Consider the following 21,570-nt stretch of genomic DNA (forward strand, 5'->3'; position numbering starts at 1 on the left):
TCCGGGCCGGCCCTACTGCCCCGCCGGGCGCAGCGAGGTGATCATCTTCCTGATGTCCTTGTATTCGGAGGTCTCCAGGTACGCCTCCGGGGTGTCGACAAAAGGCTCGTTGCCCGGGCTGGTGTCGAAGGGGTTGTAGACGCCTCCGAACGACGCTCCGCTGGGCGGCCAGGTGAAGAAATGGAAGATCGGACAGGCATCTGGCCCGGACGGCTTCGGTGCCGAGCTGATGCCGTAGGCCATGACATTGGCCTTCATGGGGTCCTTCTCTGCCGGATACAGGCGCAACTCAAAGATGAAGTGCGGCTCAACCCCTTGCTGGACCAAAGCCGGAACGGGCACCAGATCGAGCACGGAGTAGGGGATCCGCTGCGTGCATTCCGAGCCCGTGACCACGTTGGTCCGCAGCGTGGCCAGCGACTTGCCGTCCGCGGTGAGGACCTCCAGGAACACCCCGCCGGGCGCGGCCTCGGCGCCGCGGTCCTTGACAGTCCACTCGGCCGGGTGGTCGAACTCCAGCTGCCCGTCGGATGTCTTGACGGTTTTCCAGTCCTCTGCCGTCGGCGCGGGCGTGGCCGGCGTCGACGGCGCCTCCGTCGGCGGAACATCAGTTGCGCCGGGCGCGGACGTCAGCGGGGGCACAGAGGGCATCGACGGCGACGTCGGGCCCGGGCCCGCGGGGCCGCCGCAGGCGCCGAGCAGTGCCGCAACCAAGAAACCGGCCGATGCTGCCGTGCCGAACGCCGAGAGTCGACGCATGTCACCCTCCCCCTGGGATTCAAGTGGTTCGACCATTGTGGAGCGTCTGGACGCCAAAGCAAGGGCCAAAAGTCCCGAGTTGGCGGCCGGAGGGTGCCATAACCCGCCGCTGCATGCCATGCCCGCCACCTTCTGTAGCGGCGTTCTGTAGCGGCGTGACCGGACCCACGTTGACATCCCTCCGATTTCAATTGCCCGTGGAAGCTTGCTAGAGCTTAACTAATGCAAGAGTTCCTGACACAAGCAATGCCGTTCCTGGCCATGGCCCTCGCCGTGGTTGCCGGGCTCGTCCTGTCCTGGCTGGTTCGCAAGATTGTGCTCCGGCTCAACCGCAGCAAGCCCGAACTGCGCGAGACGTCCCGCGTGGCCCGGCTGCCGTTGCGCTTGTCGCTGTGCCTGATCGCCGTCAGGATCGCGCTGGCGACAAGCACCGGGGACCTCGAATGGCGCCACGGCCTGGACCATCTGCTGCTGATTGCGCTCATCGCGTCCCTGGCCTGGCTGGCCGTCGCCATGCTGCTCATCATCGAGGCGATGGTCCTGACCCGGTACCGGGTGGATGTCGCGGACAACCGCCGCGCCCGGCGGCTGCGCACCCAGGTGATCCTGGCCCGGCGGATCGGCGTCGCACTGATCGTGGTGGTGGCCCTGGGCAGCATGATGCTGACGTTCCCCGCGATCCAGGCACTCGGCGCAGGGCTCCTTGCCTCCGCGGGCGTGATCTCGATTGTGGCCGGCCTCGCCGCGCAGACCTCGCTGGTAAACGTCTTCGCCGGCATCCAGCTCGCCTTCACGGACGCGATCCGGGTGGACGATGTGGTGGTGGTCCAGAAGGAATGGGGCCGGATCGAGGAGATAACCCTGACCTACGTGGTGGTCCACATCTGGGACGACCGCCGGCTGATCCTGCCCTCGACGTATTTCACCACCACCCCGTTCGAGAACTGGACCCGGCGGCAGTCCGAGGTCATGGGCACCGTGGAGTTCGACCTCGACTGGCGCGCTCCTGTCGAGGCGATGCGCGGCGAGCTGAAGAAGGTCCTGGCCGAGACCCCGTTGTGGGACAAGCGGGTGGGGATCCTGCAGATCACGGACGCCACCGCCGGCTTTGTCCGGGTGCGCATTTTGGTCAGCGCCGCGGACAGCGCCTCCCTGTTCGACCTCCGCTGCCTGATCCGTGAGGAACTGGTGCTGTTCCTGCAGCAGGACCACCCGACGGCGCTCCCCCACGTGCGCCTGGAATCGCTGCCGTCGGCGGTGGGATCCGCCGCGTTCGACGCCGGGACGGAATCCAGGCGACCGGGCAAGGATGCTGCCACTGGCGAGCACCCCCGGCACGCAGACCCCCAGGACTCCCAGCTGTTCACCGGGTCCATCGAGGCGATCCAGCGCTCCAAAGCCTTCTCCGGTCCCGGCGAGGACGTCTTCGAGGACCGCGATAACGCCATCGCCTCGCAGAACTAGCCAAGTCCGGACAACCCGGCCGGACGGCTTCGGCCGGACAGCAGGACCGGGCAGGTCTTCCCACCCCTCTCCAACTGGTCAATAATCAGACGTTGGCGGGTCAGCAACGCGCTGTCCCGATAGCCTGCAGGACCAGCTGAGGAGTCCCCCATGACGGTCGAACAAGCCCCCGCGGAAACACCCAAGGCGACTGCCCGCGACTGGTTCCAACGCGCCGTCGTCTATCAGATATATCCGCGCAGCTTTGCCGATTCGAACGGCGATGGCATCGGCGACCTCCGCGGCATCATCAGCAAGCTGGACTACCTGCAGCGGCTGGGGGTCGACGTCGTGTGGCTCTCCCCGATCTACACCTCGCCGCAGGACGACAACGGCTATGACATCAGCGACTACCGCAATGTCGATCCGCTCTTCGGCACTCTCGAGGAGCTCCGGGAACTGACCGACGGGCTGCACGCGCGCGGCATGAAGCTGGTGATGGACCTGGTGGTCAACCACACATCGGATGAACACCCCTGGTTCGTGGAGTCCCGGTCCTCGAAGGAGAACCCGAAGCGCGACTGGTACTGGTGGCGGCCACCCCGGGAGGTGGACGCCCGGGCCTCCCAACGACGCGCGGCCGCCGCCGCGGAGCCGAACAACTGGGGCTCGGCGTTCTCCGGGCCCGCGTGGGAGTTCGATCAGGCCACCGGGGAGTACTACCTGCACATTTTCTCGAAGAAGCAGCCGGACCTGAATTGGGAGAATCCCGAGGTCCGCGCGGCGGTTTACGAGATGATGAACTGGTGGCTGGACCGGGGCGTGGACGGCTTCCGGATGGATGTCATCAACTTCATCTCCAAGGACATTTCGCTCCCGGACGGGCCCGTCGCGGACGGCAAGCTCTTTGGCGACGGCAGCCCGTTCTACATCGACGGCCCGCGCATGCACGAGTTCCTGCAGGAGATGCACCGGGAAGTCTTCGCCAGCCGAACGGGCGGGCTGCTCACCGTCGGCGAAATGCCCGGCGTGACCGTGGAGGACGCCGTCCTGTACACCGACCCCGCCCGGGCCGAGGTGGACATGGTGTTCCAGTTCGAGCACGTGGCGCTGGACCAGGAAGAGGGCGACAAATGGCGGCCCAAGAAGCTCCTGCTCACCGAGCTGAAGCAGACCCTGGGACGCTGGCAGGAAGGCCTGGCCGAGACCGGCTGGAACAGCCTGTACTGGGGCAACCACGACCAGGCCCGCGCCGTGTCCCGCTTCGGCGAAGACGGGAAGTACCGCGAGCACTCAGCCAAGATGCTGGCCGGCATCCTGCACCTGCACCGGGGCACGCCCTACGTCTACCAGGGCGAGGAACTGGGCATGACCAACATGACGTTCGGCGCGATCAGCGATTACCGCGACATCGAGGTCCTCAACCACCACCGCGAAGCCACCACCCATCTGGGCCACACCGACGCCGAGGTCCTCGCCGCGCTCGCGCCGCTGAACCGGGACAACGCGCGGACCCCGGTCCAGTGGGACGCCTCCCGGCACGCCGGGTTTACCACCGGCGCTCCCTGGATCGCGGTGAACCCGAATGCCAACCACATCAACGCCGCCGCCCAGGTGGATGATCCGGACTCGGTCTACAGCTTCTACCGCAAGGTGATAGCGCTGCGGCATGCGGAGCCGGTGGTCTCGCACGGGGACTTCACCATGCTCCTGCCCGATGACCCGCACGTCTACGCCTTCACCCGGGCCCTGGCTGGTTCCGGTTCAGGCGGTTCCCCCGGCAGCCCCGCAGACGGCACGCAGATTCTGGTTCTGGGCAACTTCTCCGGCGAAGAGCGCGACGCCGAGCTCGGGGACCAGACCTGGCATGACGCGGAGCTGGTCTTGGGCAACTACCCGTCCGACGCCGGCGCTGCCGCGCGCGACGGCGGTTCAGCCGCGAGTGCCGTGCACGGCAGCTCTGCCACGGGCGGGATGCGCCTGAGGCCCTGGGAACTGCTGGTCTTGCGCCGGCGCAGCGGCGCCTGATTGCCGTATCCGGAACGCCAGCTAAGAAAGGAAGCCAGACATGACTATTCCCCCGACACCCGAACCCGATCCGTTTCCGCCGGAACCGGGCCCCACGACGCCGCCGCCGGAACCCGGGGACCCGTTCCCGCCGGAACCTGGCCCGGTCACGCCACCACCGGTTCCGGGGCCTGAGCCGGTTCCCGGGCCCGCGCCCACACCGTCACCGGCACCGGGTCCGTTCCCGACGCCCAATCCCCTCCCGATTCCGGATCCCGGCCCGGTGCCGCCGCGGCCGGACCCGACCCGGTTCTAAGCAGCCGTCAACCAGCGGTAACCCGTGGCCGGCACGCTGGTAGCGGATTCGCAGGCCCGCAAGCTCGACGGTGGCCATGAGGCAATGCTAGGTCCGTCCGGGGCCCCTGGCCTGGCTCAGGATGCGCGATTCCGCCCGCGACGCGCAAATGACCCTGCGTCACCCGAATTCGGGTGTCGCAGGGTCATTTGCGCGTCGGCAGGATGATTGCGCGTCGGCAGGATGATTGGCGGTCGGTGCCTATCGCAGGACGATGTCCCGGGTGCGGTGATCGTACTGAATGACCAGGAGGCCGCCGCCGTGGTGGACTTCGTGGTTGGGACCGTCGAAGACGCCAAACGCACCGTAGTTCTCGTCCCAGGAGCGGTTCAGGGCGATCTTGAAGGTGTAGAAGCCGGCCGGAATGTCCGCGGCGATCTTCCAGAGCTGATCCACCTGGTCCAGTTCCATCTGGGCTTCGTCATACTGCGGCGCCCAGTTGGCGGGTGCGCCGATCAGGACGTTGAAGTCACCGGCAACCGCGACGGCGTCCGGCTGGTCGATGGTTTCGACGCTGACGGCCGGGGCTGCCGCTGCCGCGGTTTCTGCCGTAGCTTCTGCTGACTGTGCGGCCTTCGCAGCGGGCTTGCGCTTCCGCACCGCCTTGGCCACCGGCGCCACAACTTCCTCGACGATCTTGGCGGCCTTGCCGGCAACCTTGCCGGCTTTCGACGGCGCTTCCTCGGCCTTGGCGGCCGGCGTTGCTGCTGTCTTTGCTGCCTTCGCCGGCTTCGCCGGCTTCGCCACGGGAGCAGACGGCAGCGGGGTGCCCGCCGGAACCGGAGTGCCGGCGTCGAGCGCTGAAGCGAAGGCGGCAGGCTCGGCGAAAGCGACCGTGGCGCGCTGGCCGTCGTCGGTGATGGACCAGCCGGAGCGGCCCTTGACCAGCCAGCCGGCCTTGACCAGCTTGGCCGTGGCGGTGGTCAGCGTCTTGTGGCCGCGGGGAATGCCGCCGCTGAGAAGTTCGGACTCCTGGTCGTTGAGGGGTACCCGTGCGATTGCCTCGCCCAGTACGGCTCCGGCGTTCGGCTTCGCGCCAGTCCACGCCTCCTCTGACAGGACATCCAGCACGGCCTTGAGCCGAAGGTTGGTGTTTTCCGCGGTGTTCGCGCCCATGGGTCTCCTTTAGAAGCAATTGATCCACCTGCATTTTGCCAAGGAAATGATGGTTTTTGCGAGCGGATCCGGTTAACTCTGTGTGTCGTGACCCACTATGACAGGGCCGAGCGGAGCGCGCGAGTTACCAACTCACCGCTACCCGCGAGTAGCCTGGCGCCGGAGTACTCTTGGCCGCCATGCCCGTTTCGGCAGTGCTGGATTCGGCAGATCTGGATTCGGGGCGCCCGCGAGCGGACAATGAGCCGTATTCGTCCCTGTTCCTCAGGAGCCGTCATGCCTCGTTTCAAGGTCTGGCTGCAGCGCCACCGCCTCCCGGCGTTCTTTGTCCTGGCCTTCGCGATTTCGTGGTGCTCCTGGCCGCTCTATGCGGCAGGCCTAATGCCGCAGTTCGAGTTCCTGCCGGTCGGTCCACTCGTGGCGGCACTGATCATCATTGGGCTCGCCGAGGGCAGAGCTGGCTTCCGGGTGTGGGCCCGGCGGCTGATCAGGTGGCGGGTGGGCTGGGCCTGGTACGCCGTGGCGCTCCTCCTCCCGGCAATGCTGGCGCTGCTCACCGGATTCGCGAACATGGCCCTCGGCGCCGCGGCTCCCGGGCTGGCAGAGGTGACGTGGTCGGGGCTCCTGGCTGTTTTTGCCGTACGCCTGGTCAATCCGATGGACGGCCCCCTAGGAGAGGAACCGGGGTTCCGCGGCTATGCCGTGCCCCTGCTCCAGGCCAGGTGGACTCCGCTGCGGTCCGCGGCACTCCTCGGCGTTGTGGTGTCTCTCTGGCACCTTCCGCTGGTCCTGTTCGGGCAGCTCAGCCTGATCGGGCTGCCCACCACCTTCGCCATCACTTTCCTCTACGTGTGGCTGTTCAACCGCACCGGCGGCAGCGTGCTGCTCACATTCCTCTTCCACAACAGCCAGGGCACCTTCACCGTGGGTTCCTTCGGTTTCTCCGGTGCCGAGGCTGACCGGGCGGAACTGATCTACTTCGCCGTGGTGGTCCTTGCAGTCCTCACCACCGTTCTCCTGGACCGGGGTGCCTGGCGCGCGGCGCCTGCCTCCGCCATCGACTCAGTGCTGCTCCGTTCCGGATCAGATCCAATCCACCGCTAAGGAGGGACCATGTCCTCACCCCTGCCGTCCCATGCCGGGCCCATTGCCCTGGCAGCCGGCCTGGCCTTCGCCGCCGAGGACGTCTGGCGCCTGCTCGCGGCCGACCACAGCCTCGAGCGAATAGAAATGATGCGCCAGACTCCGTTCCAGCTGTCCAACGCGTTCTACTTTGTGGTCTTCATCGGGCTGATGCTCGCCTTGGTGTCCGTCTACATGAGGTACGCGGACAGCGCCGGTGCCCTCGGCGCCGTCGGATTCTGCGGAGCCCTCATCGGCACCATGGATATGGCGGGCAACATGTGGTTCGACGGGTTTGCCGGTCCGTGGATTGCCGAAACTGCGCCCGGCGCCATCCTCGCCGGCGGGTCCGGCATGCTGGTCATCGGCGCACTCTCCAGTTACGTGCTGTTTGCGCTCGGCTGGATTATCTTCGGCCTAGTGGGCTGGCGGACGCACATGTTCCCGGCGTGGGCCGGCGCGGCGTTCGTCGTCGCCGGGGCCCTGGGATTCAACGTGGGCCTGCCACCGTACGGGATTCCCATCGGACTGGCGATGGCCGCGCTGGGCTGGTGGATCACCCGCAGCGCCCGCGTGCCGACCGAGCAGCGCCAGGACGCCCGCTCCTAGGCACCCGTTACTACGTCAGGACCGTGGTGCCCAGATGGTTCTCAGTCCTCGGCGCTCCACTGAGCCCCGGTCTTGGCCATGTAGGCAGCTACCGCTGCTTCGGTGGTGGGATAGAAATGCTCCGGCTCGATTTCGCGGGTCAGTCCGTAGCGTTCGATCTTGTCCCGGGTCCGGTGCTTGAGCTCGGCGAACACCAGGGAGATACCCTGAGCGTTCAGCTCGACATCCAGATCGAGCAAGACGTCTGCGGCGGTGGTATCCACGTCCGTGATCGGTTCGGCCGCGATGATGATCCACTGCAGTTTGGGTTCTGTCCGTGCCAAGTGCCGGATGTTGTCGCGGAACGGCCTGACGTTGGCGAAGAACAACGGAGCGTCCCACCGGTAGATCACCAGGCCGGGCAGGTGCTTCGCGTCCGGGTGGACGTTGACGTCATGAAACCCCTCATAGCCGGGCACCCGCCCGATCACGGTCTCGTATGGCCACCACGCCCGCCGGAAGATGTTCAGGATGGACAGCCCCACCGCAATGCCGATGCCGGGCAGAACGCCCAGCAACGCCACTCCGAGGAAGGCGGCCAGGGACAGGTAGAACTCGGTTCGTCTCTGGTGCAAGAGACGCAACGTTCCAGGAATATCGGCGAGGGAAACAGCCGCCGTCATCACCACGGCCGCCAGAGCCGGCTGTGGCAGGTTCCGGAACAGCCCCGGCAGCAGCACGAGCATGAGCAGGATCAGCACGGCACCCGTCACCCCCGTGAGCTGGGTCTTCGAGCCAGAACGTTCGGCGACGGCGGTCCGGGAGCCGCTGGTGCTGACCGGGAAGCCTTGGAAGAGACCAGCGGCCAGGTTGGCGGCACCGATCCCGATCATCTCGTGGTTGCCACGGATTTCCTGGCCGGAGCGCGCGGCGAACGATGTCGCCGTCGAGATGGTGTCCGTCAAGGACACCAACGCAATACCCAGGGCCCCGGCGAACATCAGTCCGAGGTCCGCGAAGTCCACCTGCGGGATGGTGAACGGCGGGAAGCCCTGCGGGAGTTCCCCGACCAGCGAGACGCCCTTGGCTGCGAGGTCGAACACCGCCGCCGCCGCGATGGCGAGGACCACCATGACCAGCACCGCAGGGACCTTGGGCAGCCACCGTTGCAGAGCCAGTATCAGCACGATTCCACTAATACCGACTGCCGCGGCGGCGATCACCGTCTCGCCGTTGGCCACGCCCTGGACGAAGCCGACGAGGTCACCTAGGAAACTTTCACTGTCCACCTTGAAGCCGAAGAGCTTGGGCAACTGGCCCACCAGGATGGTGATGGCGAGGCCGTTCATGTAGCCGATCATGGTCGGTTTGGAGATGAGGTCGGCAATGAAGCCGAGCTTGGCCACGGACGCGAGGACCATGATGGCGCCGACCATGAGGGCCAGCATTGACGCGAGCGCGATCGCCTTCTGCGGGTCGCCGTCGGACGCGACGAGCGGTAGGACCGTCGCGGCGATCATGGGCCCGAGCGCAGAATCCGGTCCCAACACGAGAATGCGGGACGGACCGAACACCGCATAGGCGAGCAGGCAGAGGATGCTCGTGTACAGCCCGGTGATCGGGGGCAACCCTGCCAGCTCGGCGTAGGCCATTCCCTGGGGAACCAGCAACGTCGTCAGGACGATCCCGGAGATGATGTCCTTGCCAAACCAGTCCTTCTGATACGTCGCGGCGACATCGAGTCCGGGCATAGAGCGGCGCAGCCAGCCCTTGCGCGGCTCCCGAGTCTTCGTCATATCTGCACTTTGCCGCGCGGTCGCCGTCCGGCGCATCCTCCTGCAAGGGTGAGCCGGGCTTCCGTTGTGTCCCCGGACGGATAGGCCTAGAGTGGCCATCGGCCAACTGCGTCCCGCCCCGGTGCACGAGGCGGCGGAGGCCGCTCCCACCTTTCTGATCGAGGAGATACCTATGGAAACCCGCACGCTCGGTTCGCTCACCGTCTCCGCCCTGGGTTTGGGCTGCATGGGCATGAGCGAGTTCTACGGCCACGGCGAGGAAACCGAATCCATCGCCACCATCCAAGCCTTTCTCGACGCCGGCGGAAGCCTGCTCGACACGGCTGACATGTACGGCCCGTTCACCAACGAGACGCTTGTGGGCCGGGCCATCGCGGGCCGGCGCGACGACGTCGTCCTGGCCACCAAATTCGGCAACGAACGCCGGCCCGACGGATCCTGGGTGGGCATCAACGGCTCCCCCGACTACGTGCACGCCGCCTGTGATGCAAGCCTGCAGCGGCTGGGCGTGGACCACATCGACCTGTACTACCAGCACCGGGTGGACAAGACCGTCCCGATCGAGGAAACCGTCGGAGCCATGGCTGAACTGGTACAGGCCGGGAAAGTCCGGCACCTTGGCCTGTCCGAGGCCAGCGCCGACACCGTGCGCCGGGCCCACGCGGTGCACCCCATCACGGCCCTGCAGACCGAATACTCGCTGTGGGAGCGCGAGCCGGAGACCAAAGTCTTCCCGGTCCTCGCGGAACTGGGCATCGGCTTTGTCCCCTACAGTCCGCTGGGCCGCGGCTTCCTGACCGGCCAGTTCCGCAGCCCGGAAGACTTCCCGGCGGACGATTTCCGCCGGCACTCCCCGCGCTTCCAGGGCGAGAACTTTGCCCGCAACCTGCAGCTCGTGGGTCGGGTCACGGAGTTGGCGGATGCGAAGGGCTGCACCCCGGCGCAACTGGCACTGGCGTGGCTGCTGGCCCAGGGCGAGCACATCGTTCCCATCCCTGGCACCAAGAAGCGCGACCGCCTGCGGGAGAACCTGGGCGCTGCCGACGTCGAACTCTCCGCCGAGGACCTCAACCGTCTGGACGAACTCGCTCCGGCCGGGGCGGCAGCCGGAGCGCGGTACCCGCACATGGACTCGATCGACGTCTAAGCCGCCCACCGGGGGTCACCCAGACCCCCAACGCTGCGCTRTTGCCCTATCAGTTATGGTTCCCAACCGCCCGTTTTAGCGACCATAAGTGATAGGGCAACGGTGATTTTAGTGCCCGGACGCGGCGAGTTCGGCCAGGAGTTCGGCCTTGCGTTCCTCGCTCGCGAAGGACGAACGGATCGAGTTCGCGGCCATCCGGACACAGTCGAACTCGGACAGGCCAATCACCGATTGCAGCTGCGCGAAGTTGTCGTCCACATACCCGCCGAAATACGCGGGATCATCCGAGTTCACGCACACGTTCAGCCCCGCCGCGAGCATCGCCGGCAGCGGGTGCTCAGCCAGGGTGTCCACCGCCCGGAGCCGGACGTTGGACAGCGGGCACACGGTCAGCGGCATGAGCTCGTCCACCAGCCGTTCCACGAGTTCCGGGTCTTCCATGCACCGGATGCCGTGGTCAATCCGCTCCACTTCGAGGATGTCCAGCGCGTTAATGATGTACGACGGCGGGCCCTCCTCGCCGGCGTGCGCGATCCGGTGCAGCCCGGCGTCCTTGGCCCTGGCGAAGAGCCGCTCAAACTTGGCCGGCGGGTTGCCCACCTCGGCGGAATCGAGCCCGATTCCGGCGATCGGAGCGTCCATGGCAAGCAGCTGCTCCAGCACCTCAAGGGCGGATTCCTCGGTGAGGTCGCGCAGGAAGGCCGCGATCAGGAGGGTGGAGATGCCGAACTCTTCCCGTGAGCCGGCCAGTACCGAGGCCACGCCGTTGACGCACGTCTCCAGGGATACCCCGCGGGACAGATGGGCCTGCGGGTCCAGCATGATCTCGGCATGCCTGACCCCGGCGAGCGCCGCCCGGGCCAGGTAGGCCCGGGTCATGTCGGCGAAGTCCTGCTCCGTCTGCAGCACGGCCATATTGGCGTAGTACAGGTCCAGGAAGGACTGCAGGTCCGTGAACTCGTAGCGCGAGCGCAGCTCCTCCAGGTCCTTATAGGGCAGTTCAATCCCGTTGCGTTCCGCCAGCGCGAAGATCAGCTCCGGTTCCAGGGTTCCTTCAATATGCAGGTGCAGTTCGGCAACCGGGAGCGGGAGGGGTTCGCCGGCTTCCGGTTCTTCCGATTCTTCCGGTTCTTCCGCTGTCAACTCGGCCCCGCCGTCGTACGTTTCCATCCGGTAAGGATATGCCTGCCCGCTGGCATCACCGATAGAGTCGAACCAATGCAAAGTAAACAGCATGCTTCCGATTTGCCGCGGCCGACCGACCGGGATGTAGTTCACGATCTGGCTCCCGGCAATCCGACGGACGGTTTTGTCCGGGTGCGCGGTGCCCGTGAGAACAACCTGCGCAACGTGGATGTGGACGTGCCCCGCGATGCGATCGTCGCCTTCACCGGCGTTTCCGGCTCCGGCAAGTCCTCCCTCGCCTTCGGCACCATCTATGCCGAGGCGCAGCGCCGCTACTTCGAATCCGTAGCCCCCTACGCCCGCCGGCTCATCCAGCAGGGGCACAACCCCAAGGTGGAAATGATCACCGGACTGCCGCCCGCCGTCGCACTCCAGCAGCGCCGCGGGACGCCGAGTTCGCGGTCCACGGTGGGCACGCTCACCACGCTGTCCAACTCGCTGCGCATGCTTTTCTCCCGCGCCGGCAGCTATCCCGACGGCGCCGGCCCGCTGGACTCGGACGCGTTTTCCCCGAACACGGCCGCCGGCGCCTGCCCGGAGTGCCACGGCCTGGGGATCGCGCACACCGTCACCGAGTCCTCCCTGGTGCCGGACACCTCGCTAAGCATCCGCGACGGCGCCATCGCCGCCTGGCCCGGGGCGTGGCAGGGCAAAAACCTGCGCGACATCCTGACCCACCTGGGCCACGAGGTCGACACCCCCTGGCGGAAGCTGCCGAGAAAAGACCGCGACTGGATCCTGTTCACCGAGGAACAGCCCGTGGTGGAAGTGACGCCCCAGCGCGACCGCGTCGCCAAGCCCTACAAGGGCCGGTTCTGGAGCGCCAAGAGTTACGTGCTGCATACGCTCGCCGACTCCAAGAGCACCACCATGCGCGACCGCGTGCTGCGCTTTATGGAGACCGGACCCTGCCCGGTGTGCGGCGGCAGCGGCCTGACCCCGGCCGCCCTCGCCGTCACCTTCGCCGGGCGCACCATCGCGGACCTCTATGCCGTCCCCCTGACGGAACTGGCCGAGATCATCCGCCCCACCACCGAGCTCACGGAGGCCGGGACCGCCTCCCGCAAGCAGTCCTCCGGCGAGGGCAACGAGGTGGCCGTCGCCATCACCCGGGACCTCCTGCAGCGCGTCACCGTGCTGCTGGATCTAGGCCTGGGCTACCTCGCGCTGGGCCGGTCCACCCCCACACTCTCCCCCGGCGAAATGCAGCGGCTCCGGATCGCCACCCAGCTCCGCTCCGGCCTGTTTGGCGTGATCTACGTGCTGGACGAGCCCTCCGCCGGCCTGCACCCCGCCGACGCCGAGCCGCTCCTTGCGGTCCTGGACCAGCTCAAGTCCTCCGGCAATTCGGTGTTCGTGGTGGAGCACAACATGGACATCGTCCGCCGCGCGGACTGGCTGGTGGATGTGGGTCCCCGCGCCGGTGAAGGCGGCGGCGAAGTGCTCTACAGCGGGCCCGTGGCCGGCCTCGCCGAGGTGGACGCGTCCGTCACCCGGCCGTTCCTGTTCCCGAACGGTTCAGCCGGCCCTGCCGGAAAGTCTGCCGTCATGACGGACGACGGCGGCGGTTCTGCCGCCAGCGGCCCCCGCCGGGATGCTGCCGGCTGGTTGGAGCTGCGCGACATCAGCCGGCACAACCTGCGCGAACTCGACGCCGACTTCCCGCTGGGCGTGCTGACCGCAGTCACCGGCGTCTCCGGCTCCGGCAAGTCCACGCTGGTCAGCCAGGTCCTGGCCGAGGTGGTCGGTGCCCGGCTGCACCCGGAATCCGGCGCCGAGGCGAGCCCGCCTGTTGAGGACCTGGAGTCCCAGGCCGGCGAGTCCACGGGCCCGCTCAGTGTGGGACCCGTGTCCGGGCTGGACCAGCTGGACCGGCTCGTCAAGGTGGACCAGAAGCCGATCGGCCGAACCCCTCGCTCCAACCTCGCCACGTACACCGGACTCTTCGATGCGGTCCGCAAGGAATTCGCGGCCACGGACCAGGCCAAGGCGCGGGGCTTCGGCGCAGGGCGCTTTTCCTTCAACGTTTCCGGCGGCCGCTGCGAGACCTGCCAGGGTGAGGGCTTCGTCGCCGTCGAACTGCTGTTCCTGCCCGGCAGCTACGGCCCCTGCCCGGAGTGCCAGGGCTCGCGCTACAACCCGGAAACCCTGGAGGTGACGTACAAGGGCAAGAACGTGGCAGAAGTTCTCGGCCTGACGGTCAATGCCGCCGCAGAGTTCCTCGGAGGAGTGCCGGCAGCGGCGCGCAGCCTGCAAACGCTGCGCGAAGTGGGCCTGGGCTATCTTCGCCTCGGCCAGCCGGCCACCGAGCTCTCGGGCGGCGAGGCCCAGCGCATCAAACTCGCCACCGAACTGCAGCGTGCCCAGCGGGCCCACTCCCTCTATCTGCTGGACGAGCCCACCACCGGGCTGCATCCGGCCGACGTCCAGCTCCTCATGGCCCAGCTGCACCGGCTCGTTGACGCAGGCAACACCGTCATTGTGGTGGAACACGACATGGATGTGGTGGCCGCAGCGGACTGGGTGATCGACCTCGGCCCCGCAGGTGGCGACGCCGGAGGGGAGATCGTCGCGATCGGGACCCCCGCCGCCGTCGCGAGGTCCAAGAACAGCAGGAGCGCTCCGTACTTGGCCGCGATGCTCGGCGGCTGATCTACGCCATTGTGTCCGCAAGCATCCGCGAGAAGGCGGACTGTAGCGAGATGATAACGGTAGAAGCTTCCAAAATAACGTCTTGATAACGGAAGGGGGCTGGCTTAGCCTAGTGTGCATGCCCGGCAACCGGGTATTGCATGCCCGGTGCTACCACCACCAGATACTGCCCGACCGGTAGACACCGCAAATGACCTCTATTGTCAGGGGCGGGCAGTGGCGCGACAACGTCCGGGGACGGACCGAGCGCTGGTGGCCCTCAGGAGCATCTGAAATCATGAAGAAATCAACCTATGGCACTGCCGCGCGCCGCGGCATCACCCTGGCGGCTGTTTCCATCGCAGGCGTCGCGCTGTCCGCTTCCGCCGCTAACGCGGCCGTCCTGGCCACAGCCCCCGCCTCCACCTGGGACTCGCTGGCCCAATGCGAAAGTGGCGGGAACTGGGCCACCAACACGGGAAACGGCTACTCGGGCGGGCTGCAATTCAGCGCCAGCACGTGGGCGGCCCATGGCGGCACGGGGTCCGCGGCGAACGCCAGCCGTGAACAGCAGATCGCCGTCGCCCAGAGAGTGCAGGCCAGCCAGGGTTGGGGCGCGTGGCCAGCCTGCGCCGCGAAACTGGGCCTGCGCGGCGGCGCCGCGGCTCCACAGAGCGCACCCACATCACGACAGCCCGCCGCGGTTCCCGCCCCGGCCAAGATGGCTGCCCGGCAAGCGGCCCCCAGGGCAACCGTCCCGGCACCCCGCCACGTTGCACCGGTATCGGTCAGTGGCCAGACCTACACCATCAGGAGTGGCGAAACCCTGAGCACAATCGCCGAGAAGCTCAACATCGCCGGAGGCTGGCACTCGCTGGCCGACGCGAACACGGCGACCATCAGCAACCCCAACCTGGTGTTCCCGGGCCAGGTGCTGCAGCTTCCCGGATAGGGCTACACCGTTAAACAACGACGCCGGAGCGCTCCCTCGAGGGGTCGCTCCGGCGTCGTGCTGTAATCGGGTCGCGCTGTAATCGGTGAGCCCTGCGGCCTTAGACGTGCGGCTCAGGCAGCCTGCGGGAGTTCGCGGACGATCTGCAGTTTCCACGCGGCGTCGTCGCTCGTGTCCAGCACGGCCACCGTGCCCATGGCCAAGTGCAGGGCTACCCGCTTCGCGGCGAGGAGCTCAAGGTAGAGGCTTTCATTCATCCGGGCAGGGGCGTCAATGACGTACTTCACGGCGTCGCGGACCTTGCGGTAATTGTCGCTCCGCTCCCGGTGCAGATGCAGTTCCAGCATGCGGCGCTGCCGGATCCGCGGCTCCTGACGGTTCAGCCAGGACACCGCGGCGTGGACTGCAACCACCAGGGTCAGTGAGACCGCGTAAATCCACCAGCCCGTGTTGAGCAGAAAGAGGGGCAGGTTGGCGATCGCCACAACGGCGATGCAGAGGCGCAGCGCCAGTATCCGCCGCATGGTCAGTGCAAACGATGCCATTGCGGCGCGGAACCCGTGCTGTTCCTTGAGGGCTGCCACCGGGTCAAGAATAACTTCCTCGAGCACCAGAATGCCGTTCGCTTCCGGGCCGAGCAGTTGTCCGTATTTCGRCACAAACGGCACAACAGGGGCTGGATTCATGGCGTGTCCTCCGGGCGACATTGATGGGGTCCTGCTATATTACGCCCCTCCGTAATGAGATGTCTGCTTCATTCCAAAATGTGAACATGCGCACGCACGGTCCTGTGCAATTGGTGGTTTCGTCGTGTGGCCTCAAACTGGAGAGATGCAGACTTTCCTCCCCTTCCCCGATTTCCAGCAGAGCGCCGCGGTTTTGGACCGCGAGCGGCTCGGCAAGCAGCGTGTTGAGGCGCTGCAGATCCTGCGTGCGCTGGTGATCCCGGAGTACGGCTGGCAGTCGCACCCGGCTGTCCGGATGTGGATGGGGTACGTTCCCGCGCTGACAATGTACGGGCTGGCCATGGTGGATGAATGGACGGCCCGCGGCGGCGAGGACACCACGCGCGAGAAGATCATGGAGTTCGCCCCGCAGGCTGCGCACCCCGACTACGCCGCCAAGATCCCGATGCCGCCATGGCTGGGCAATCCGGATTTCCACCTTAGCCACCGGTCCCGGCTGATCGCCAAAGATCCGCGGTTCTACACACAGGTATTCCCGGGCACGGACCCGGACCTGGAGTACGTCTGGCCCGAACCGAAGCACGAGCTCGTGCCCGAGGATCCTGCCGGGGACCGCATGTGGGTCCTGCGCCTGCCGCTCGGCGACACCGAGCCCGAGCAGCTGAAGACTGTCAGCCTGCCGCCCGTCGGACGGGCCAAGGCCCCCGCGGACGACGACTACCAGTTCGTCTACGCCGAATCAGGCTCCCGCCGCCCGGGCAAGGTGCGCAAGCTGCCCCCGAAGCAGCTCGTCAAGAAGCCCACCCGCAAGCGCCAGCAGCAGGAAGAGGCGTTCACCACCCTTCCCGGCAACTCCGTGGTGGCCATCCCGGTCAACGGCGGCACGTCCTTCGCCATCGGCAAGGTCCTGGGCCGTCCGATCACCGTTGACGGCCACTTCGCCCGGAACTTCCAGGTGGACGAGATCGTGGATCGCTCCGCCTTCGATTACCCGGCTCTGATGCAGGACCCGCGGGCCTTCTTCCCGGTTCCGGCGCGGTAGACGGACGACGCCGGATCCGGCGAGGTAGCTGGCCGGCGCCGAACGCGTCCGGCACTGATGGCGCTTTCTGCCTGAGCGGCTGGACTTGTAGCTTCAACTCTGGCAGTCCAGCTTCAAACCACGACCGGCTAAAACTTCAACATTTGCTCAAGAAAACCGTGTTAGCCTGAGTCCAACTGTTGCTCCTGTGGCTTGCGTCACAGCCTGTGGCGTGTGGGGTGACTGTGACACACGGGTCTCTTGGTCTTGGAAGCTGGAGTCATGTTGGAATCACCGGGGCAGCTCCGCGCTGTGGTTGTAGATGATGACGGTGATGTTCGGCTCCTCATCCGCCGGACACTGGAAATGCAGGGCTTCGCCGTTTTTGAGGCTAGTTCCGGGGCCGAAGCCATGCTGAACATCCAGGAACATCGGCCGGACCTTGTGACGCTGGAACTGAACCTCCCCGATTTGGACGGCGTGGAAGTGTGCCGCCGGATGCGCAAATTCTCCGACGCCTATGTCGTCATGATCACGGCCCGGGCGGACGAGGTTGACGAGTTGATAGGACTGGAGATCGGTGCGGATGATTTCATCCGCAAGCCGTTCAGCCCGCGCTCCGTCCAGGCCCGTGTGACCGCGGTGATGCGGCGCCACCGGCCAACCCCTCAACGTCCCACGCCGCGACGCCGCGCCACGGATTTCATGGTGGCCGCGCCCGGCTCAGCGCCTGAGACACACCACCTGCCCGGTGCCCTGCGACGCCGGGCGGACGACGCCTCGCCCGGCATGTCCATCCATCCGTCGCTCGAGTGCACCTCAGCGGCAGGTACCGACGTCCGGCATGCCGATGCCAACGGCGTCGTCCGTCACGGGCCGCTAGTTGTCGAGGTCCAAGGCCGTGCGGCGTCCCTTGACGGCGTCGAATTGGAATTGACGCGCACCGAATTTGACCTGCTGGAGACCCTGGCCCGAGCGCCTCGGCGGGTGTGGACCCGGAAGGCACTTTTGACCCATGTGTGGGGCACCGAATGGCCCAGGGACGAGCACCTCGTGGAAGTGCACATCGGCAACCTGCGCAAGAAGCTTGGTGACAAAGGCCGCGAACCGCGGTTCATCCGCACGGTACGGGGCGTTGGCTACCGGATGGCACCGGTCGAAGGGTGAGCAAACCTGTCGGCCTGCCCGACGGACGGCGGGCCCGGAATTTCAGCGGCGGGCCCGGAATTTCAGCGGCGCCAGGATCCAAGAATTCCTCACGCCTGTCCGTAGGGCTTCCCGAAGGCTGGCAGACTGGCCCTATGACTGTACTGCTGGCCGGTTGCGGCGATCTGGGCACCGAGGCCGGGCTGCGTTTCGCGGCTGCAGGCCACCGCGTGGTGGGGTGGCGCCGGTCGCCGGAGAAACTTCCGGCCGCCATCGAAGGGGTCGCCGCTGACCTGAGCTCCGGTGAGCTGCCGCCCATCCCGGCGGACACCACCGCCGTCGTCGTCGCGATTGCCGCGGATGCCCCGACTGAGGATGCCTACCGGGCTGCCTACGTGGACGGTCTGTCGAACGTGCTGGACGCGGTCCTGGCGTCCGGGGCAAGTGTCCGCCGGATCCTGTTTGTTTCTTCGACGGCCGTTTACGGCGACGCCGGCGGCGGCTGGATTGATGAACGCACGACGCCGGAACCCGGCGGGTTCTCGGGCCGCATCATCCGCGAGGCAGAGGAACTCCTCAACAGCCGTCTGCGCGGCACCGGCATCACCCCCGTGGTACTGCGGCTCGGCGGGATCTACGGCCCCGGCCGGACGCGACTGATCGACCAGGTGCGCGGCGGAAGCGCGGTAATTCCCGCCGCGTCGCGCTTCACCAACCGTATCCACCGCGACGACGCCGCCGCGGCAATCGTCCATCTGTGCACTATGGACACGGTTCCCGCGCCCGTGTATCTGGGCGTGGACAACGAACCGGCCGAGCTCGGCGAGGTGCTGGGCTTCCTGGCCGCGGAGCTGGGACTCCCCCGGCCGGCGTCGGACTCTGCTGGCGCGGCGGACGGCGCTTCGGCGGGCGGGGTCTCGGCGTCGGGCGGCACTTCGGCGGGGGGCACTTCGGCGGGCAGGCCTCCGGCGTCGGGCGGCGAACCGTCGCGGGGCGGAAACAAGCGAGCTAGCAACGGACGGCTCCGCAGCACCGGTTTCGAGTTGCAGTACCCAAGTTTCCGAGAAGGCTACCGGGCCGTTCTGGCCGGCAAAGGCGTCCGGCACCCGTAAGTCCTGATTTGAAATTCACCACCCACTTCTCTGAGGGGAACCATGGATCTTCAGCACATTATCGAGACGGCCGGCCGCTTCATGGACTTCGCCGGGGTGGCCGTTATGGTAATCGGCGCCCTCGTGTCCATCCCCATGGCGCTGCGGGGATTCCAGCCGGAACGCCTGCCGGCCGGCTCCGCGCGACTCTCCGTCTACCGCTCCTACCGGCAACTGCTGGGCCGCTCCATCCTCCTCGGGCTCGAACTGCTCGTCGCGGCCGACATCATCCGTTCAGTCGCCGTCACACCAACCTTCGAGGGCGTCGGCGTGCTGGCCATTATTGTGCTCATTCGGACCTTCCTGAGCTTCTCGCTCGAGCTTGAAATCACCGGGCGCTGGCCCTGGCAGACTAAGCGCGAGCATTCCTCCGACTCTTCCGCGGCTGGCTGAAACCCTTCCGGGTGGCACGGCGCCCGGCTAGGCTCGCGCCATGACTGACTACGCGCGTTCCCGTGCCTCCAAAGCCACCGAGCTGCTCCGTCTCCACCAAGCCCCGGAGATCCTCCAAGTCATCAATGTCTGGGACGCGATCACCGCGAAAGTGGTCGGCGACGTTCCTGGTACCAAGGCGTTGGCCACGGCCAGCCACTCCATCGCAGCGTCCCGCGGCTACGAAGACGGCGAGAAGATCCCGGTGGACGAGATGATCGCCGCCGTCGGGCTGATTGCCGCCGCTACGTCGCTGCCCGTCAGCGCTGACCTCGAAGCGGGCTACGGGAACCCCGGGGAAACGGTGCGCAAGGCGATCGGGGCCGGCGCTGTCGGAGCCAACATCGAAGACCAGATGCGCCCGCTCGCCGATGCCGTTGCGCAGATGCGTGCTGCGGTGCGTGCAGCCGAGGCTGAGGGGATCGAGTTCGTCCTCAACGCCCGCACCGACGCCTTTTTGAAGGGCAAAGATCGGGACCCTGCCGCGGTACTGGCCGATGCCATTGAGCGCGGCCGTGCCTTCCTCGAAGTGGGTGCGACCACGGTGTTCGTGCCGGGCCTGCTGGACGAGGCTACCGTCACCGCGCTGGTGGAAGGGATTGGCTGGAACAAGGTGTCGGTCATCAATGTGCCCGGTTCACTGGCTCCGGCCAAACTGCAGGAACTTGGCGTTGCCCGCATTTCCTACGGCCCGTGGACCCAGCGCGTGGCGCTGACGGCGTTGGCCGACGCGACGGCGGCGCTGCTAGCAGGCGGGTCTCTTCCTGAAGGCACCCGGGCACTGAACTGACCGGCGTGTTTTCCTGACGTTCTCACTGTGGCGACTCACCATGGCGACTCACCCTGCCGACTCACCCTGCCAACCGAAGGGAGCTGATCCGATTGGACGTAGATCCTTGGCCGGAGTCACCCGAGCTTCCGGCGCCGATCATTATGGACCAGCGATGGATGGACGCCGTCTTCCTGCACTGGCGCATCCCTGAGGCAGTGGCGGCGGCGTACATGCCACCGGGCGTCGCGCCGGACAGCTTCGACGGATCGGCCTGGGTGGGGCTGATCGGCTTCCGCATGCAGCGTGCCGGGCTTGGCCGCGGTCCTGGCATCCCCTATTTCGGAAGCTTCAACGAGATCAACGTGCGCCTCTACTCCCGGGAGCCGGACGGTGCTCGGGGTGTGGTTTTCCGCAGTCTGGATGCTTCACGCTTGGCAGTGGTGCTGGCAGCGCGGGCGGCCGGGATTCCCTATGTGTGGTCGCGGACGAGCTTCCTTCATTCTCCGGATTCCGCATTGGATTCCGAGGGGCGCACCGCTTTCGCTGCCGCTGGGTCGGCCGGAGCCGGAGGGACCGCTGGGTATTCCGTGCGCCGATTCCGGGGCGGCGCCCGGAGCGACTTCGCCGTCGTCCCGAAGCCCGACGACGAAGCGACCGACGCGCTGTCCATCCACCTCACGGCACGGTTCGGCCTGCATTCTCGATTCAAGAACCGGACCCTGTACATCCCCAATACGCACAGTGCATGGCCGTTGTACCGGGCGCAATTGACCCTACTTCAGGACGACCTCGTCGGCGCGGCCGGCATCCATGTCGCTGGACCACCGGAGTCCGTGCTGTATTCGCCGGGAGTCCGCACCCAGTTTGGCTGGCCACGAGTCCTGAATCCCGTCTCCTGAGTACTGCCCGGTGGCAGGAAATCGGCGGGCCTCCGGTCCTACCCATGAGCGGGCTAAAAATGTCACACCCCTTTGGGAGACTCTGGTTATGGAAGCCGTCAGGGATTTCATTGCTTGCCAGGAAGAAGGGCAGGACACGGACCGGGGCCCAGCCCCGGTCCAGCAACCCAGTGTGGACGGGATTGACGGCTTGGACGGCGCGCTGACCGCGTTGCAGGCGTTGACTGCGACGGCGGAACAGGACGCGGGGTCGTGGGGATTCCGAGCCGCGTCGGACTTCGCCGGACGGGTGGAGGAGTTCTCGCGCACGGTGGAGTTTCTGCAGCTGGTGGCGGCTTCGGCTGTGGACCGGACCCGGAAGC

Annotated in this window: 18 protein-coding genes and 1 pseudogene; 14 read left to right on the plus strand and 5 right to left on the minus strand. The window is 66.7% G+C overall.

The features are described from left to right. Nucleotides 1-12: 12 nt before the first annotated feature. Nucleotides 13-795, minus strand: coding sequence for a hypothetical protein (locus AC1DR1_RS18200; protein ID WP_476993038.1), 783 nt, complete (start codon nt 793-795; stop codon nt 13-15). A gap of 186 nt (nt 796-981) precedes the next feature. On the opposite strand from AC1DR1_RS18200, the gene AC1DR1_RS18205 reads away from it, so the two are divergent. Beyond that, complete coding sequence (locus AC1DR1_RS18205; RefSeq protein WP_476993039.1) at nt 982-2,223, plus strand: mechanosensitive ion channel family protein; 1,242 nt, start codon at nt 982-984, stop codon at nt 2,221-2,223. A gap of 150 nt (nt 2,224-2,373) precedes the next feature. Next, nucleotides 2,374-4,230 (plus strand): glycoside hydrolase family 13 protein, encoded by a 1,857-nt coding sequence (locus AC1DR1_RS18210; RefSeq protein ID WP_476993040.1) that lies wholly within the window; start codon nt 2,374-2,376, stop codon nt 4,228-4,230. Nucleotides 4,231-4,765: 535 nt separating this feature from the next. Here the strand turns inward: AC1DR1_RS18210 and AC1DR1_RS18215 are convergent. Then, nucleotides 4,766-5,680, minus strand: a complete 915-nt coding sequence (locus tag AC1DR1_RS18215; RefSeq protein WP_476993041.1) for a pullulanase X25 domain-containing protein — start codon at nt 5,678-5,680, stop codon at nt 4,766-4,768. A gap of 276 nt (nt 5,681-5,956) precedes the next feature. Here AC1DR1_RS18215 and AC1DR1_RS18220 point away from each other — a divergent pair, with 276 nt between their 5' ends. Continuing rightward, complete coding sequence (locus AC1DR1_RS18220) at nt 5,957-6,784, plus strand: CPBP family intramembrane glutamic endopeptidase (protein ID WP_364747696.1); 828 nt, start codon at nt 5,957-5,959, stop codon at nt 6,782-6,784. Nucleotides 6,785-6,793: 9 nt separating this feature from the next. Next, entirely contained in the window at nt 6,794-7,411 is a 618-nt protein-coding gene (locus AC1DR1_RS18225) for a hypothetical protein (RefSeq protein WP_476993042.1), read from the plus strand. A gap of 41 nt (nt 7,412-7,452) precedes the next feature. Here the strand turns inward: AC1DR1_RS18225 and AC1DR1_RS18230 are convergent, their stop codons facing one another. Beyond that, complete coding sequence (locus AC1DR1_RS18230; protein WP_476993043.1) at nt 7,453-9,186, minus strand: SulP family inorganic anion transporter; 1,734 nt, start codon at nt 9,184-9,186, stop codon at nt 7,453-7,455. Between the two features lie 172 nt (nt 9,187-9,358). Between AC1DR1_RS18230 and AC1DR1_RS18235 the strand changes: the two genes are divergently transcribed. Next, on the plus strand, nt 9,359-10,333 hold the full coding sequence (locus tag AC1DR1_RS18235) for an aldo/keto reductase (protein ID WP_364747692.1): 975 nt from the start codon (nt 9,359-9,361) through the stop codon (nt 10,331-10,333). 108 nt (nt 10,334-10,441) lie between these two features. Here AC1DR1_RS18235 and AC1DR1_RS18240 read toward each other — a convergent pair whose 3' ends face one another. Further along, a complete protein-coding gene (locus AC1DR1_RS18240; protein ID WP_364747690.1) occupies nt 10,442-11,503 on the minus strand; it encodes an adenosine deaminase in 1,062 nt (353 codons plus the stop codon). A 48-nt stretch (nt 11,504-11,551) separates the two neighbouring features. Here AC1DR1_RS18240 and AC1DR1_RS18245 point away from each other — a divergent pair, with 48 nt between their 5' ends. Both AC1DR1_RS18245 and AC1DR1_RS18250 read left to right on the plus strand, forming a co-directional pair. Then, nucleotides 11,552-14,170, plus strand: a complete 2,619-nt coding sequence (locus AC1DR1_RS18245) for an excinuclease ABC subunit UvrA (RefSeq protein WP_476993044.1) — start codon at nt 11,552-11,554, stop codon at nt 14,168-14,170. 277 nt (nt 14,171-14,447) lie between these two features. After that, the gene (locus AC1DR1_RS18250) at nt 14,448-15,101 is read left to right on the plus strand and encodes a transglycosylase family protein (RefSeq protein ID WP_476993047.1); all 654 of its coding nucleotides are present in this window, start codon (nt 14,448-14,450) and stop codon (nt 15,099-15,101) included. Between the two features lie 113 nt (nt 15,102-15,214). Here AC1DR1_RS18250 and AC1DR1_RS18255 read toward each other — a convergent pair whose 3' ends face one another. Further along, entirely contained in the window at nt 15,215-15,787 is a 573-nt protein-coding gene (locus tag AC1DR1_RS18255) for a hypothetical protein (RefSeq protein WP_476993045.1), read from the minus strand. Nucleotides 15,788-15,932: 145 nt separating this feature from the next. Here AC1DR1_RS18255 and AC1DR1_RS18260 point away from each other — a divergent pair, with 145 nt between their 5' ends. From AC1DR1_RS18260 to AC1DR1_RS18290, 7 genes and pseudogenes are all read left to right on the plus strand, one after another. Further along, nucleotides 15,933-16,829 carry an MSMEG_6728 family protein gene (locus tag AC1DR1_RS18260; RefSeq protein WP_476967146.1) on the plus strand — a complete coding sequence of 299 codons (897 nt, stop codon included), beginning with the start codon at nt 15,933-15,935 and terminating at the stop codon, nt 16,827-16,829. A 261-nt stretch (nt 16,830-17,090) separates the two neighbouring features. Then, complete coding sequence (locus tag AC1DR1_RS18265; RefSeq protein WP_476993046.1) at nt 17,091-17,975, plus strand: response regulator transcription factor; 885 nt, start codon at nt 17,091-17,093, stop codon at nt 17,973-17,975. Between the two features lie 134 nt (nt 17,976-18,109). After that, nucleotides 18,110-19,066 carry an NAD-dependent epimerase/dehydratase family protein gene (locus AC1DR1_RS18270; protein WP_476967148.1) on the plus strand — a complete coding sequence of 319 codons (957 nt, stop codon included), beginning with the start codon at nt 18,110-18,112 and terminating at the stop codon, nt 19,064-19,066. A gap of 42 nt (nt 19,067-19,108) precedes the next feature. Then, nucleotides 19,109-19,498 (plus strand): DUF1622 domain-containing protein, encoded by a 390-nt coding sequence (locus tag AC1DR1_RS18275; RefSeq protein ID WP_364747680.1) that lies wholly within the window; start codon nt 19,109-19,111, stop codon nt 19,496-19,498. Nucleotides 19,499-19,538: 40 nt separating this feature from the next. Then, complete coding sequence (locus AC1DR1_RS18280; protein ID WP_229996209.1) at nt 19,539-20,327, plus strand: isocitrate lyase/PEP mutase family protein; 789 nt, start codon at nt 19,539-19,541, stop codon at nt 20,325-20,327. Between the two features lie 143 nt (nt 20,328-20,470). Next, nucleotides 20,471-21,208, plus strand: coding sequence for a YqjF family protein (locus AC1DR1_RS18285; protein ID WP_364747915.1), 738 nt, complete (start codon nt 20,471-20,473; stop codon nt 21,206-21,208). A 172-nt stretch (nt 21,209-21,380) separates the two neighbouring features. Further along, a pseudogene (locus tag AC1DR1_RS18290) lies at nt 21,381-21,570 on the plus strand (HNH endonuclease signature motif containing protein); the annotation flags it as partial.

It is taken from the genome of Arthrobacter sp. P4_F10, from assembly GCF_056401435.1.